This is a genomic window from Sinomonas sp. P47F7 (genome assembly GCF_049332655.1).
Taxonomy (GTDB): domain Bacteria; phylum Actinomycetota; class Actinomycetes; order Actinomycetales; family Micrococcaceae; genus Sinomonas.
Map to the genome: position 1 here is coordinate 47,022 of NZ_CP186327.1, position 13,584 is coordinate 60,605.

A 13,584-nucleotide genomic window follows, 5' to 3' on the forward strand; every position below is an offset into this window, starting at 1 on the left:
GTCCGGCAACCGGCACGACGGCAGCGCTGACGCTGCGCGAAGTGTTGGGAGGGGCGGACTGTGCTTTAATCTGCGTATGCATGCAGATAACCAGATGTGCGGTCGCGACCCCGATTCGCAGTACGTGAATCTTGCGGTCGAGATCTTCTCGATGCTCGCCGACGCGACGCGCGTGCGGATCATCCTCGCGCTGAGCACCCACGGCGAGCTGTCCGTCAACCATCTGGCCGACGTGGTGGGCAAGGCCCCGGCAGCCGCGTCCCAGCATCTGGCCAAGCTGCGCCTCGCTCGCATGGTCACCGTGCGTCAGGACGGGACGCGGGCGTTCTACCGCCTGACCGACGAGCATGCCTCGCGGCTCGTGAACGAGGCGATCTTCCAGGCCGAACACTCGCTCGGCGGCGAGCCGCGGCATCACCACCCCGTGGCCGATCGGGCCGAGGAGGTGCGGGCGTGACGGCACAGGACCACGAGCACGGGCGGTTCCCCGTGCCTGAGCACGCTGACGAGCACGGCCACGATCACTCGCATGACCACGATCACGATCATGACCATGCGCACGGCGACGAGCACGGCCACGATCACCCGCACGGCCACGATCACGGTCACGACCATCACCACGGGGGTGGCGTCCTCGGCGCGCTCAAGGAATTCTTCGTCCCGCATACCCACGACGCCGCCGACTCGATCGACGACGCCCTCGAGGCGAGCCACGAGGGCGTCCGGGCGCTGAAGATCAGCCTGTTCGCGCTGCTCGGCACGACGCTCCTGCAGTTCGTCGTCGTCCTGATCAGCGGCTCGGTGGCGCTGCTCGCGGACACGGTGCACAACTTCTCCGACGCGCTCACCGCCGTGCCGCTCTGGATCGCGTTCCTGCTCGCCCGCCGCCCCGCGACCAAGCGCTACACCTACGGGTACGGCCGCGCGGAGGACCTCGCGGGGCTGTTCATCATCGCGGTCGTGGCGCTCTCGGCGATCGTGGCCGCGTGGCAGTCGATCGGCCGCCTCATCCACCCGCAGCCGCTCGAGAACCTCTGGTGGGTCGTCGCGGCGGGGATCATCGGCTTCGCCGGAAACGAGGCCGTCGCGGTGTACCGGATCAGCGTGGGACGCCGCATCGGCTCGGCCGCGCTTGTGGCAGACGGCATCCACGCCCGGACGGACGGCTTCACGTCCCTCGCGGTCGTGGTCGGCGCGTTCGGCGTGATGCTCGGGTTCCCGCTCGCGGACCCGATCGTGGGCCTATTCATCAGCATCGCGATCTTCGTGCTCCTGTGGGGCACCGTGAAGAGCCTGGGCCGGCGGCTCCTCGACGGGATCGAGCCCGATCTCGTGCACCGCGCGGAGCATGCGCTCGAGGCGACCCCGGGGGTCATCGGCATCGAGCGGCTCCAGCTTCGCTGGATCGGGCACCGACTGCACGGCACCGCCGTCGTCCGTCTTGCGGCGAGCACAACCATCGGCGAGGCGGACGCGATCCGGCACGACGCCCGCCGCCGCCTCGACCGCGCGCTGCCGAACGTCGAGGACATCACGATCGCGGCCGGGGGCGGGCACTGAGCCCAAGCCCCGGCCCCATCCGTTGCGCCGTCACGTCCGCAGGGTGCACACCCCGCGGACGTGACGGCGCAACGGGTCGCGGGCCGCAAGACCCGCGGCGTCAGCCGTTGGTGACTGGCCGTTGGTGACTAGCCGTTGATGATCTGCGGGACGCCGAGGTGCTTGAGGCCCTCGGCGCCGAACTCGAGGCCGTAGCCGGACTGCTTGGCCCCGCCGAACGGGATGAGCGGGTGGACGGCGCCGTGCTGGTTGATCCACACGGTTCCGGCCTCGAGCTGGGCGGCGACCTCGCGGGCCGTGGCCTTGTCCGCGGACCACACGGACGCGCCGAGGCCCACGCTGACCCCGTTCGCCATCGCGACGGCCTCCTCGACCGTCGAGTACTTGATGATCGGCAGCGCCGGGCCGAACTGCTCCTCGGCCACGAGCGGGTTGTCGTTCGCGATGTCCGCGACGAGGGTAGTGGGGTAGAAGTAGCCGGGCTGGCCGGGCTCGGGGTTGCCGCCGAGCAGCACGCGTGCGCCCGAATCCTTCGCGGCCTCGACAAGGTTGGCGACGATCTCGAACTGCGCCTTGTTCTGCAGCGGGCCCAGGACGTTGGCCTCGTCGAGCCCCACGCCCATGGGGACGGCGCTCGCGTACGCGGTGAGGGCCTCGCAGACTGCGTCGTAGAGAGCCTCGTGGACGTAGAGGCGCTTGAGGGCCGCGCACGTCTGGCCCGTGTTGATGAACGCGCCCCAGAACAGGCCCTCGGCGATCGCGGCCGGGTCGGCGTCCGGCAGGACGATGCCGGCGTCGTTGCCGCCGAGCTCGAGGGTGAGACGCTTCACGGTGTCCGCCGAGGAGCGGATGATCGCCTTGCCGGTCGCGGTCGAGCCCGTGAACATGACCTTGCCGATCTCGGGGTGCTCGGCGAGGGCCTGGCCCACCTCGCGTCCGCCCGAGACGACCGTCAGGAGGCCCTCGGGGATCGACTCGTTGAGCACCTTCACGAGCGCGAGGACGCTCAGCGGCGTGTATTCGCTCGGCTTGACGATCACGGCGTTGCCCATGCGGAGCGCGGGGGCGATCTGCCAGACCGTGATCATCATGGGCCAGTTCCACGGGCCGATAGCGCCGACGAGCCCGATGGGACGGTAGTGCAGCTCGGCGTAGGCCTCGCCGTCGTCCACCACGACCTCGGGGGCGAGCGCCGTCGCGGCGGTGGCGCGCAGCCAGGCCGCGCACGCGCCCACCTCGAAGCGCGCGTTGGGGCCGTTGAGCGGCTTGCCCTGCTCGCGGGAGAGGAGCCGGGCGAGCTCCTCGGCGTTCGCCTCGACGGCGTCCGCCGCCGCCATGAGCGCGGCGCTCCGCGCGTCGTGCCCGGCCGCTGCCCACGCCGGCTGGGCGGCCTTCGCCGCCGCGACCGCGGCCTCGAGCTCCGCGAGGCCGTGCACGGGAGCGACGCCGACCACCTCGCCGGTCGCCGGGTCCAGGATCTCCCGCCCGGGGGCGCCGGCGGCCGGCGCGACCGCGTCGAGCAGGGCGACGTTCTGCTGCAAGGTGTCCATGAGTCCTCCACATCGAGTCCGTTGGTTTCACTCAGTGTCTGCGGGCTCGCGGCGGCGGGCTTGTCTCACCGTGCCGGGGGCTTGTCCGTGGGCGCGGGATTCTTGGCGTGGGCGTCAGAAAGGCGCGCCGGCAGCGGCTCGCGCGGCGGCAGCGTCGGGTGCACCCGCACGCAGTTGCCTTCTCGCCGACCGAGAACGTGACTTCCCTCGTGGCGTCACGCGACGGTCCGGTGGCCGCGGATGAATGTCACGGGCTAACCGGAAGTTTGGGCGGGACAATTTTCCAGTGACCTTGCTCGTCGTCTCGCACGTCGTCCGGCCCGCTCCCCGCACGCCACGCGCGTTCGCACATATATTCGCCACTTTACATGTCAATTTACATGTCTAATGATAGGAACTGCGCAGTTGACAGGCCATGCTGAGGGCGCTCGGCACGGGCGGTAGCGCGAGCCGTCTGTGTCCGTCAGAAGGGGACCTATTCATGGCAGGACTAGCGCTTGTGGCCGATGCGCGGCACCTTGGAGCTTCTCGGGGGACGGGCGCGGCGGCCCTGTGGCGCATGAGTTCGGTGGCCCGCCGTCGCGCTCTGTTCGCCAGGCCTAGTAGCCGCGAGATGGTGAACGTGATCGGGCTCCTCCCGCAGGCCTGCTTCCTCTGCCCCACTACGGACGAGACGGGCTGGTGGAAGATCGACGCCGTCCTCGAGTTCGTTGCGACAAGTGGGATCGACCGCGTGGTCTGGCTCGACGGCGAGCTCCAGCTCTTCGACCCCCGGCTGGGCGTGACGTATCGCGAGGCCGCGGAGGATGCGCTCGCGGACGCCGGGATCTCCGCGCTCCTCATGGCGCCCGATCCGGCCCGCGGGCTCAACAGCGCCGCGGCGCAGCTCGTCGAGGACTTTGGTTCGGGCCGGCTCTGGGCCCCGGTCTGGAGCGTGGGAGCCCCTCCGCTCGAGACAGCGGTCTGAGCCGCGCCTTTAGCTGCTGGTCGCGAGGAGCACCGCGAGCGTCAGCATGAGCGTGGCGACGCAGCCGTCGAGCACGCGCCACGACGCGGGCCGCGCGAAGAATCCCGTGAGCCCGCGCGCCCCGAAGCCGATCATCGGGAACCACAGCGCGCTCGCCGTGGCCGCGCCGACGCCGAAGGGCCAGCGGCCGTCCCCGCCCTGGGAGTTTGCGAGGGATCCGAGGAGGACGAGCGTGTCCAGGTACACGTGCGGGTTGAGCCATGTGAGGGCCAGGGCCGTGGCCGCGGCAGACCACAGCGTCGCGCTGCCGCGCGACGCCTCGGCCGCCACGAGGGCCCCGGGCCGCAGCGCCCGCCGCACCGCGAAGAGGCCGTAGGCCACGAGGAACGCGGCCCCGACCCAGCGGATCACGCCCAGCAGAACGGGCGCCGCCTGGACTGCCGCGCCGACCCCGCCCACGCCGGCGAAGATGAGCAGCGCGTCGCTCGCAACGCACACGAGCACCACCGGCAGGATCCATTCGCGGCGGATGCCCTGGCGCAGCACGTACGCGTTCTGGGCGCCGATGGCCACGATGAGTCCGAGGCCAGCTCCGAAGCCGGTGAGAAAGAGGGCAGATGCGGCGATCACCTTTCGAAGGTAGGCCGAGAAAATCTAAAGATCAATTTACTATTTTTGCATCTACATTAGAATCTCTTCATGGAACTCGACCAGCTCAGGGCGCTCGCCGCCGTCGTCGACTTCGAGACTTTCGAGGCCGCGGCAGGCGAGTTGCGGCTCACGCCGTCGGCCGTGAGCCAGCGGATCAAGGCGCTCGAGCGCTCGGTGGGCAGCGTGCTCGTGCGCCGGCTCAAACCCGTGCGGCCCACCCCGGCCGGGGAGCGGCTGCTCCGCTCGGCCCGCCAGCTCCTCCTGCTCGCCGACGAGGCCGTCCTCGCCTTGCGCTCGCCGGAGGCCGCGAACGACGACGGCGCCGCCCACCTGAGCGCGGCCCACCGGGGCGTGGAGCGGCTCCGGGTCCCGATCGTGGCGAACGCCGACTCGATCGCCACGTGGCTCCCGCCGGCTCTCCGGGAGATCGCGCTCGGCGGCCGGATCGCCCTCGAGCTCCTCCGCGACGACGAGCACGCGACCGCAGACCTGCTCCGCTCGGGCGACGCGGTCGCGGCCGTCACGGCGGATCCCGCCCCGGTCCAGGGCTGCAGCGTCCGTCCGCTCGGGACCATGGTGTACCGCGCGAAGGCGTCGCGCGAGTTCGTGGAGCGCTGGTTTCCCGACGGGCCGACGCCGGAGAGCCTCGCGGCCGCGCCCGTCATGCAATACGACCGCAAGGACAGCCACCAGATGGCGCTCCTCGCGCGCGTGGCCCCGCACGCGGCGCCGCCGCAGCACTTCATCCCCGACTCGGTGCAATACGTCGAGTCGGTGCACGCGGGGCTCGGCTGGGGCATGGTCCCGGACCAGCAGGACCCGGACGGCTCCCTCGTGCTCCTCGACCCCGACTGGGTCGAGCCGCTCCGGCTGTACTGGCAGGTGTGGACGCTCGACTCGCCGGGCCTCGCGGAGGTGACGGCCGCCGTCGTCCGCGCTGCCCGGGTGCTCGCCGCTCGGGGAAGCCAGCCCATGGGAAGTAGGGCGGAGTAGCAAGATACTGGGCTGCATGCGCGAACTCGTGGTCCTCGGCACCGCGTCCCAGGTGCCGACGCGGGCCCGCAACCACAACGGGTACCTCCTCCTCTGGGACGGCGAGGGGATCCTGTTCGACCCCGGGGAGGGCACGCAGCGGCAGATGATCCATGCGGGGGTCTCGGCCACCCAGATCACGCGCATCTGCATCACGCACGCGCACGGCGACCACTGCTACGGTCTGCCGGGGGTGCTCTCGCGCATGGCGCTCGACGGCGTCGACCATCCCGTGGACCTGCACTACCCCGCGGCCGGGAGCGAGGTCATCGAGGCTCTCGTCTCGGTCGCGTCGCCGGGCGTGGAGCTTCGGCTCCACCCGCATGCGGGACCGGGCGAGGTCGCGCCGGGGCTCGAGGTCCGGCCCCTGAGCCACCGGATCGAGGCGTACGGGTACCGCCTCGTCGAGCCCGACGGCCGCACGCTCCTGCCCGATCGGCTGCGGGCGGAGGGCATCGAGGGGCTGGAGGTCGCCCGGCTGCAGCGGCTCGGAAGGCTGCGCGGCGTCCGCCTCGAGGAAGTGAGCGTGCCGCGCCGCGGCCAGCGCTTCGCGTTCGTCATGGACACCGAGCCGTGCCCCGGGGCGGAGGAACTCGCCGAGGGCGCGGACCTCCTCGTCGCGGAGTGCACCTTCAGCGACGACGACGCCGAGCTCGCCGCCCGCTACCGGCACCTCACCGCGGGGCAGGCCGGCTCGCTCGCGGCCTCGGGGAGCGTGGGCACGCTCGTCCTCACGCACTTCTCGTCGCGGTACACCGACGTCGGCCCGCTCGTCGACCAGGCCGCGCGGCGGGCGGGCGGAGCCGCCGTCGTTGCCGCCGCGGACTTCGACCGGTTCCCGCTTCCGGCGCGGCGGGGCTGGGCCGTGGGCTGAGGCCGACGTCGAAGCGGGCTCTCGGTTTCGCGGGGTCGCTCTGCGGGTAATGACAGGCCAATCGAGCGTGATCGGCCGCCGCATCGGTCTCCTGCGGCCGTCCTTTGGGTGAAAGCGAGTTGGGGATGGCCGCGAGACGGCAGGTCGGAAGCGGTGCCGAGGGCTTGTTGGGCGGCAGATATCGGCTGCTCGAGGCCATCGGCCAGGGGTCGGTGGCCGTCGTGTACCGGGCGCTCGACGAACTCCTCGACAGGGAGGTCGCGGTCAAGCTCACGAAGGCGGCTGCGGACCGTGGCGACATGCGACCGAGCGACGCGGAGGTCAAGCTTCTCGCGCGGCTCAACCATCCCGGGCTCGTCACCCTTCTGGATGCCGGAACCGACAACACCGCCGACGGCGTTCCGCGCATCGTCCTCGTCATGGAGCTGATCGAGGGGCAGGATCTCCGGGTGCGTCTCAAGGAGGGCGTGGTGTCCGCCCCGCGCGTCGCCGAGATTGGCCACGACCTGTCGGAGGCCCTGAGCTACATCCACGGCCACGGGGTGGTCCATCGCGACGTCAAGCCGGCCAACATCCTCCTGCTCGACGCCCACGACGAGGGCATCAGGGCGCATGCGAAGCTCGCCGATTTCGGCCTTGCCTGGATAGCCGATTCGGCCGTGACCCTCGAAGACGCGGTGTCGGGGACGCCCGCGTACCTGAGCCCCGAGCAGGTGCGCGGCGAGTTCGTGGGGCCAGCGAGCGATATCTACTCCTTGGGGCTCGTGCTCCTCCAGTGCCTCACGGGCGAGCTCGCCTTCCCTGGCCCGACGCTCGAAAGCGCGGTCCGCAGGCTCACGCAGGGACCGCCGCTCGGCGAGGATGTCGACGCGGGCTGGCGGGATCTCATCGCGGCGATGACCGGCATGGACCCGGAGGGGCGTCCGAGCGCGGAGGAGGTGGCCGCGGCCCTCTACCGGATGGCCACCACTGTCGCGGTGCCCGCCGCGAAGGAGGCCGAACTGGTGCTCGGGCTCGGCGTGACGGCGGGGTAATATTCTCGGTAATCATATTTCTCGGCAATCGAGATATTACCTCCGTCAACCCCCGGGAGCCTCGGCCGATGAACCGCCCCCCGACCTCCATCGTGTGGTTCCGCGACGATCTCCGGGTCGCGGACCATCCCGCGCTCCGTGCCGCGATGGACGCCGGCCCGACGCTCGCCCTCTACGTGCTCGACGAGTCCTCGCCCGGCATCCGCCCGCTCGGCGGCGCCGCGCGCTGGTGGCTTCACCGCGGGCTCGAGGCGCTTCGAGACGAACTCGAGCACCTCGGCGTCCCGCTCGTCCTGCGGCGGGGGCCGGCCGCCGCCGTCGTCCCTTCGGTTGCCGCCCAGGCCGACGCCGGCTCGGTGTTCTGGAACCGGCGCTACGGGTGGCCCGAGCGGCGGGCGGACGAGGCGGTCAAGGCGCTCGCGCGGGCGGCGGGCCGCCGCGCGTCGAGCTTTCAGGGATCGCTGCTCCACGAGCCCTGGAAGTCACGACGCGCCAGGGCGGGCACTACAAGGTCTTCACGCCGTTCTGGAACGAGCTGAGCTCGCGGGACTTCCGCCGCCCGCTGGCGGCACCGGGCCCCCAGGGTTCGGGGCCGGCGCGGCTGCCGCACGGCGACGCCCTCGAGGACTGGGGGCTCGTGCCGCGCGATCCCGACTGGTCCGCGCCGCTCGCCGAAGCCTGGGCGCCCGGCCCGCGCGCCGGGGCGCGCGCCCTCGAGGGCTTCGCGGAGGGCCCGCTCGCGGACTACGCCGACGCGCGCGAGCGCCCCGGCCGCGAGGGTTCGAGCCGCCTCTCGCCCTACCTGCGCTGGGGGCACGTGAGCCCGTTCGAGGTGTGGCATGCTCTCGGCGCGCGGCGCCGGACGCCTCGGGCGGGAGTGCCGCGTTCGCGTCGGAGCTGGGCTGGCGCGAGTTCGCGTGGCATCAGCTGTACCACCACCCAGACCTCGCGACGGTGAATCTGCGACGCGAGTTCGACGCCTACCCGTGGTGGTCGCCGGGCGCGGGCGCTGACCGTGGGGACGGCGGCGCTCCCCTTGAGGGGGGCGCGGACGACGGCGGGGCTCCCGTTGAGGGGAAGCGGCGCTGCTCGAGGCGTGGCGGCGAGGGCGGACCGGCTTCCCGCTCGTCGACGCGGGCCAGCGCGAGCTGTGGGACACGGGGTGGATGCACAACCGCGTCCGCATGGTCTCGGCAAGCCTGCTCGTGAAGAATCTCGGGATCGACTGGCGCCTCGGGGAGCAGTGGTTCTGGGACACGCTCGTCGACGCGGATGCCGCCTCGAACCCGTTCAACTGGCAGTGGGCGGCCGGCTGCGGCGCGGACGCCGCCCCGTTCTTCCGCATCTTCAACCCGCTCACCCAGGCGAAGACCTACGATCCCGACGGCTCGTACGTTCGCCGCTGGGTCCCCGAGCTCGGCGGGGACGGGTACGCCGGGCCGTGCGTGGATCTCGCGGAGTCGAGGCGGACGCCCTCGAGGCCTACCGGTCGCTGCGCGGGGACACGGGATAGCGAGTGGCCGGACCTAGAATGGGGCCCGTGCCCGCCGATCCTCACCCCGACGACGCGAGCCGCGAATCGCTCCGTTCGTCGCCGGGATTCGAGCTCCTCTTCCTCCTGCAGAAGTTCACTACGGAGGCCGAGCGGTACTCCGAGGTGGTCCGGCGCCGGCACGGGCTCGCCCGCAACGACATCCACGCCATCAACGCCGTCGTCGAGGCCGACCGCACCGGCGCGACCACAACGCCGGGCGAGCTCCGCGAGCTGCTCGTGCTCAGCTCCGCGGCCATGACCTCGGTGCTCGACCGCCTCGAGGCCTCGGGCCACCTCAAGCGCCAGCACAGCGCCGAGGACCGGCGCCAGATCCTCCTCGCCTCAACGCCCAGCGCGCGCGCGACGGGCCGCGAGATGTTCGACCCCATGGTCGAGCGCCTGCTCCCCGTCCTCGCCGACTACACCCCGGAGCAGCTCGCGCTCGTCGCCGGCATGGTGCAACAGCTGACGACGGCGATCGCCAGCGCCCGCGTGGGCCTCACCGCCCAGGGCAGGCACTAGGGCTGGCGTAATCCGCGAGACTTGGGGCGTTCGCCACGGTATTCCGGCGCCTGTACCGTTGAACTGTGGAGATTTTCGCGGCGGGCGGCACCCCATGACCGGGCATGATCACTCGCACGCCGTCAGCGCGACGGGGACCGCAAACGGCTCATCCTCGCGTTGTGCGTGACGGTTCTGATTCTGATCGCGGAGATAGTGGGCACGGCGCTTTCGGGATCGCTCGCGCTCCTCGCGGACGCCGGCCATATGTTCACGGACGCGTCGGGCCTGGTCATCGCGCTCATCGCGGCGTCGCTGGCCCTCCGGCCGCCGACCCGGAACGCACCTGGGCTATAAGCGGGCCGAGGTCCTCGCCGCCGCCCTGCAGGCAGGGTTGCTTCTCGTGGTGGGCGTGTTCGTCCTGTATGAGGCCGTCCGCAGGCTCTTCGAACCGCCCACGATCGGCTCGTCCGCGATGCTGTGGTTCGGCATTATCGGACTCGCGGGCAATGCGATCGCCCTGCTTGTGCTCGCCTCAGGGCGGCACGCGAGCCTCAATCTGAGGGCCGCGTTCCTCGAAGTCCTCAACGACGCCCTGGGCTCGGCCGCCGTCATCATCGCCGCCGTCGTCATCGCCCTCACCGGGTGGACGCGCGCGGACGCGATCGTCTCCCTCCTCATCGGCGCCCTCATCATCCCGCGCACGCTGCGGCTGCTCCGGGAGACCACGGACGTGCTCCTCGCGGCGACGCCCAAGGGCCTCGACCTGCGCAGCGTCCGGGACCACATCCTCGCGCTGCCGCACGTCCTCGACGTCCACGACCTCCACGCGACCCTCATCGGCACCGGGACGCCCGTGATCACGGGCCACGTGACGCTCCGGGACGAGTGCCTCACCGACGGTCACGCCCAGAAGATCCTCGTGGAGCTTCAGGAGTGCGTCGCCGAGCATTTCGACGTCCCCGTGGAGCACTCGACGTTCCAGCTCGAGACGGTGACGCACCGCGACCAGGAGCATCTGCACCACTGACGTAGCGGGGTAGTCCGGCGTTGGCGGCCCGACGGCCGTGGCGCGACGGCGGTGGCGCGACCCCGCGGCGCTCGAGGTTGCGTATCCACCATTGATCGAAGAGAATTTCGAATTCATGATCACTGTCTGCTACTCTTAGGTAAGAGTTTTCGATTGGTGTTGGGGGCATCATGGCCGGGGAGCGGGTTCGGCAGGTGGCGGGTCCGCCGCGGCCGAGGCGTCGGGCGCGGTGGTCCACACGGCGCGGCCGGGCTCGCTGCTCGAGGGGTCGCTGCGGCACCCGGACCCGTCGACGCTGACCGGCCGGGACGCCCGGCGGGTCCTGCGGACATCGGGCGGGTCCGCTCGTTCCTGGCCGCGCTCGAGGCCCTCGCCGTGGAGCGGGTCCGGCTCGCGTGCGAGGAGGAGGGCCGGCGCGCGGCCGAGCGGTTCGAGGCGCAGGGCGGCGGCCCGGAGCGCTTCGGCGGGGCCTCTCCCGCGCGCTTGCCGTGTCCGAGGTCGCGGTCGCCGAGGGGATCTCGGAGTTCGCCGCGGCGCGGCTGGTCGGGGCCGCGGAGGCCCTGTGCGGGCCGCAGATCGCGGTCCTGGAGGGCCTCGAGAGCGGGACCCTGACCGAGGCCCACGCCCGGGTCGTCACGGACGAGACCTCGGCCCTGCCGTCGGAGTGCGCCGAGGAGTTCGGCATCGCGGCCCTGGGCCGGCTCGAGACCCGCACCGGGCGCCGGCGCACCCCCGGGGAGTTCCGCAAGGCCGTCCGGGCCCTGCGCGAGCGCATGCACCCCGACTCGATCCGCACCCGCAAGGCCAGGGCCGCCCAGGAGCGCGGGGTCTGGGTCCGCCCCGAGCCGGACGGGATGTGCACGCTCAGCGCCCTCCTGCCCGCCGAGATCGGCCTCGCCGCCGCCAACCGGCTCGACACCCTCGCCCGGGCCCAGCGCCGCTCCGACCCCGAGGAGGGCCGGACCCTGCCACAGCTGCGCGCCGACACCCTCGCCACCCTGATCCTGACCCCGACAGCGCCCGACGGCCCGCCACCGCCCGATGCCCCAGAACTGCCGGGGCCCCGGCACTGCCCGGGGCCCCGCAGGCATCGCCCGAGGCTGCGCCTTCGCCTCGGCTCGGGAATCGGCCCTGCACCGGCCGCCGAGATCGTGGTCCACATCCCTGCCGCCACCCTCCTCGGCTCCAGCGAGGAGCCCGCGGTCCTTGAGGGCTACGGCCCGATCGACGCCGACACCGCCCGCCGCCTCGCCGCCGCGGCCCCGACCTGGCAGCGGCTCTTCACCGGGACCGACGGGGTGCCCCTCGCTCGGCCGCAGCGCCTACCGGCCCCCCAAGGGCCTGCGCCGCTTCATCGAGTACCGCGACGGAACCTGCCAGTTCCCCGGCTGCACGAGGGCCGCCCGCAAGGCCGAGATCGACCACCTCACCGAATGGCAGGACGGCGGGACCACCGACGCCGAGAACCTCCACGCCCTCTGCACCAAGCACCACGCGCTCAAGAGCCTCCAGACCTGGACCCGTCCCGCCTCCCCACCGGCCCCGACAACGCCACCGCCGACACCCTCTGGATCTCCCCCTCGGAACCCGAGCCGTCACAGGCCCCACCGGCCACGAACCACCCGACCACGACCCACCCGATCCCAGCCCACCGGATGGCACCCCACCGGCGGACGGCCCGCCCGACCCACCCGACGCCAGCCCACCGGATGGCACCCCACCGGCGGACGGCCCGCCCGACCCACCCGACGACAGCACACCGAGGCACGAGCCGGCCGAACCCCAGCCGCCCCCGTTCTAGGGTCGATTGGTGCGGACAGGGTCAGGCCGCGGGACGGCCCGGACCGCGGCGGGACCTCGGCTCGAGGGCACAAGCCTCTTACGCCCCACTCCGGAGAGGCCCATGCTTGGGGTATCTCCTGGTCCGGGTGTCTCCCGTTCGGGTGACCCGAACTGGAGAGCTTCCGGTCCGGCGAAGGAGCATGCCATGTCAGTCGGAGAGCCAGAACCGGTTGGTGCCGGAACCTCGGAGCCCGTGGGTTTCTCGGGGGCGAGGGTGGACATCCGGCAGCGCCGGGCCGTGGCCGCGGCCCTCGGTCTCAGCGGGTGGCTATGGCTGCCGGCCTTGATCGCGATCCTCGTCCTCACCTCGCTCGTGATCGTCGCGCCCGGCCAGGCCTCGGTGGTGCAGTTCTTCGGCAGGTACGTCGGGACGGTGGGCGGCGCGGGGTTCTGGTGGGTCCTCCCGCTCACCATCCGGCGGCGCATCAGCGTGCGGGTCCGGAACTTCGAAACCGACCACCTCAAGGTCAACGACGCGGACGGCAATCCGGTGGAGATCGCCGCGATTGTGGTCTGGCAGGTGGCCGATACCGCGAAGTCGACCTACGCCGTCGATGACTATCGGAACTTCGTCTCGGTGCAGGCGGAGTCGGCGCTCCGGCACGTCGCGACGACCCACCCTTACGACGACGCGTCCGGAACCGGGACGTCCCTCCGCGGCTCGACCGATCTCGTCGCGGCCGCGTTGGCCCGCGAGGTCGCGGCGCGTGTCTCCGTCGCGGGGGTCGAGATCGTGGAGGTCCGGATCTCCCACTTGGCCTATGCCCCCGAGATCGCGCAGGCAATGCTCCGGCGCCAGCAGGCCGATGCCGTCGTGGCGGCAAGGTCGCGCATCGTCGAGGGTGCCGTCGGGATGGTCGAGCTGGCCTTGACGCGCCTGAGCGAGGGCGGGGTCGTGACCCTGAACGACGAGACCAAGGCGAGCATGGTCGCCAACCTGATGGTCGTGCTGTGCGGCGACCAGCCGCCGTCGCCCATAGTGAACGCGAGCGCGCGCTGAACGCGAGCG

Annotated in this window: 11 protein-coding genes and 3 pseudogenes; 12 read left to right on the plus strand and 2 right to left on the minus strand. The window is 71.9% G+C overall.

Annotated elements, in window-relative coordinates:
• Positions 1-76 precede the first annotated feature (76 nt).
• Together ACOKR1_RS00235 and ACOKR1_RS00240 are read left to right on the plus strand one after the other, a co-directional pair.
• Positions 77-457 carry an ArsR/SmtB family transcription factor gene (locus ACOKR1_RS00235; protein WP_422934800.1) on the plus strand — a complete coding sequence of 127 codons (381 nt, stop codon included), beginning with the start codon at positions 77-79 and terminating at the stop codon, positions 455-457.
• Between the two features lie 32 nt (positions 458-489).
• Positions 490-1,560 (plus strand): cation diffusion facilitator family transporter, encoded by a 1,071-nt coding sequence (locus ACOKR1_RS00240; RefSeq protein WP_422936704.1) that lies wholly within the window; start codon positions 490-492, stop codon positions 1,558-1,560.
• Between the two features lie 128 nt (positions 1,561-1,688).
• Here ACOKR1_RS00240 and ACOKR1_RS00245 read toward each other — a convergent pair whose 3' ends face one another.
• Complete coding sequence (locus tag ACOKR1_RS00245; protein WP_422934801.1) at positions 1,689-3,110, minus strand: aldehyde dehydrogenase family protein; 1,422 nt, start codon at positions 3,108-3,110, stop codon at positions 1,689-1,691.
• A 481-nt stretch (positions 3,111-3,591) separates the two neighbouring features.
• Here ACOKR1_RS00245 and ACOKR1_RS00250 point away from each other — a divergent pair, with 481 nt between their 5' ends.
• A complete protein-coding gene (locus tag ACOKR1_RS00250; protein WP_422934802.1) occupies positions 3,592-4,077 on the plus strand; it encodes a hypothetical protein in 486 nt (161 codons plus the stop codon).
• A gap of 9 nt (positions 4,078-4,086) precedes the next feature.
• Here the strand turns inward: ACOKR1_RS00250 and ACOKR1_RS00255 are convergent, their stop codons facing one another.
• A complete protein-coding gene (locus ACOKR1_RS00255) occupies positions 4,087-4,707 on the minus strand; it encodes a LysE/ArgO family amino acid transporter (RefSeq protein ID WP_422934803.1) in 621 nt (206 codons plus the stop codon).
• Between the two features lie 69 nt (positions 4,708-4,776).
• Between ACOKR1_RS00255 and ACOKR1_RS00260 the strand changes: the two genes are divergently transcribed.
• The 9 genes and pseudogenes from ACOKR1_RS00260 to ACOKR1_RS00300 all read left to right on the plus strand — a co-directional run bounded on the left by ACOKR1_RS00260 (position 4,777) and on the right by ACOKR1_RS00300 (position 13,575).
• Entirely contained in the window at positions 4,777-5,721 is a 945-nt protein-coding gene (locus ACOKR1_RS00260) for an ArgP/LysG family DNA-binding transcriptional regulator (protein ID WP_422934804.1), read from the plus strand.
• 16 nt (positions 5,722-5,737) lie between these two features.
• A complete protein-coding gene (locus ACOKR1_RS00265; RefSeq protein WP_422934805.1) occupies positions 5,738-6,634 on the plus strand; it encodes a ribonuclease Z in 897 nt (298 codons plus the stop codon).
• Between the two features lie 125 nt (positions 6,635-6,759).
• Positions 6,760-7,668: a serine/threonine-protein kinase gene (locus tag ACOKR1_RS00270; protein WP_422934806.1), complete on the plus strand. Its 909-nt coding sequence runs from the start codon at positions 6,760-6,762 to the stop codon at positions 7,666-7,668.
• A gap of 68 nt (positions 7,669-7,736) precedes the next feature.
• A pseudogene (locus ACOKR1_RS00275) lies at positions 7,737-9,181 on the plus strand (cryptochrome/photolyase family protein).
• Positions 9,182-9,208: 27 nt separating this feature from the next.
• Complete coding sequence (locus ACOKR1_RS00280) at positions 9,209-9,724, plus strand: MarR family winged helix-turn-helix transcriptional regulator (protein WP_422934807.1); 516 nt, start codon at positions 9,209-9,211, stop codon at positions 9,722-9,724.
• Positions 9,725-9,818: 94 nt separating this feature from the next.
• Positions 9,819-10,733 (plus strand): annotated as a pseudogene (locus ACOKR1_RS00285) (cation diffusion facilitator family transporter).
• 488 nt (positions 10,734-11,221) lie between these two features.
• Positions 11,222-12,055, plus strand: a pseudogene (locus tag ACOKR1_RS00290) (DUF222 domain-containing protein); the annotation flags it as partial.
• A complete protein-coding gene (locus ACOKR1_RS00295; RefSeq protein ID WP_422934808.1) occupies positions 11,940-12,680 on the plus strand; it encodes an HNH endonuclease signature motif containing protein in 741 nt (246 codons plus the stop codon). The pseudogene ACOKR1_RS00290 and the gene ACOKR1_RS00295, both read left to right, overlap by 116 nt.
• Positions 12,681-12,720: 40 nt before the next feature.
• Positions 12,721-13,575, plus strand: coding sequence for an SPFH domain-containing protein (locus ACOKR1_RS00300; protein WP_422934809.1), 855 nt, complete (start codon positions 12,721-12,723; stop codon positions 13,573-13,575).
• Positions 13,576-13,584 lie beyond the last annotated feature (9 nt).

Coding starts and splice junctions, on each gene's coding strand:
- ACOKR1_RS00235 (WP_422934800.1), top strand. CDS start 77: ATGCATGCAGATAACCAGATGTGCGGTCGCGACCCCGATTCGCAGTAC.
- ACOKR1_RS00245 (WP_422934801.1), bottom strand. CDS start 3,110: ATGGACACCTTGCAGCAGAACGTCGCCCTGCTCGACGCGGTCGCGCCG.
- ACOKR1_RS00250 (WP_422934802.1), top strand. CDS start 3,592: ATGGCAGGACTAGCGCTTGTGGCCGATGCGCGGCACCTTGGAGCTTCT.
- ACOKR1_RS00260 (WP_422934804.1), top strand. CDS start 4,777: ATGGAACTCGACCAGCTCAGGGCGCTCGCCGCCGTCGTCGACTTCGAG.
- ACOKR1_RS00265 (WP_422934805.1), top strand. CDS start 5,738: ATGCGCGAACTCGTGGTCCTCGGCACCGCGTCCCAGGTGCCGACGCGG.
- ACOKR1_RS00270 (WP_422934806.1), top strand. CDS start 6,760: ATGGCCGCGAGACGGCAGGTCGGAAGCGGTGCCGAGGGCTTGTTGGGC.
- ACOKR1_RS00300 (WP_422934809.1), top strand. CDS start 12,721: ATGTCAGTCGGAGAGCCAGAACCGGTTGGTGCCGGAACCTCGGAGCCC.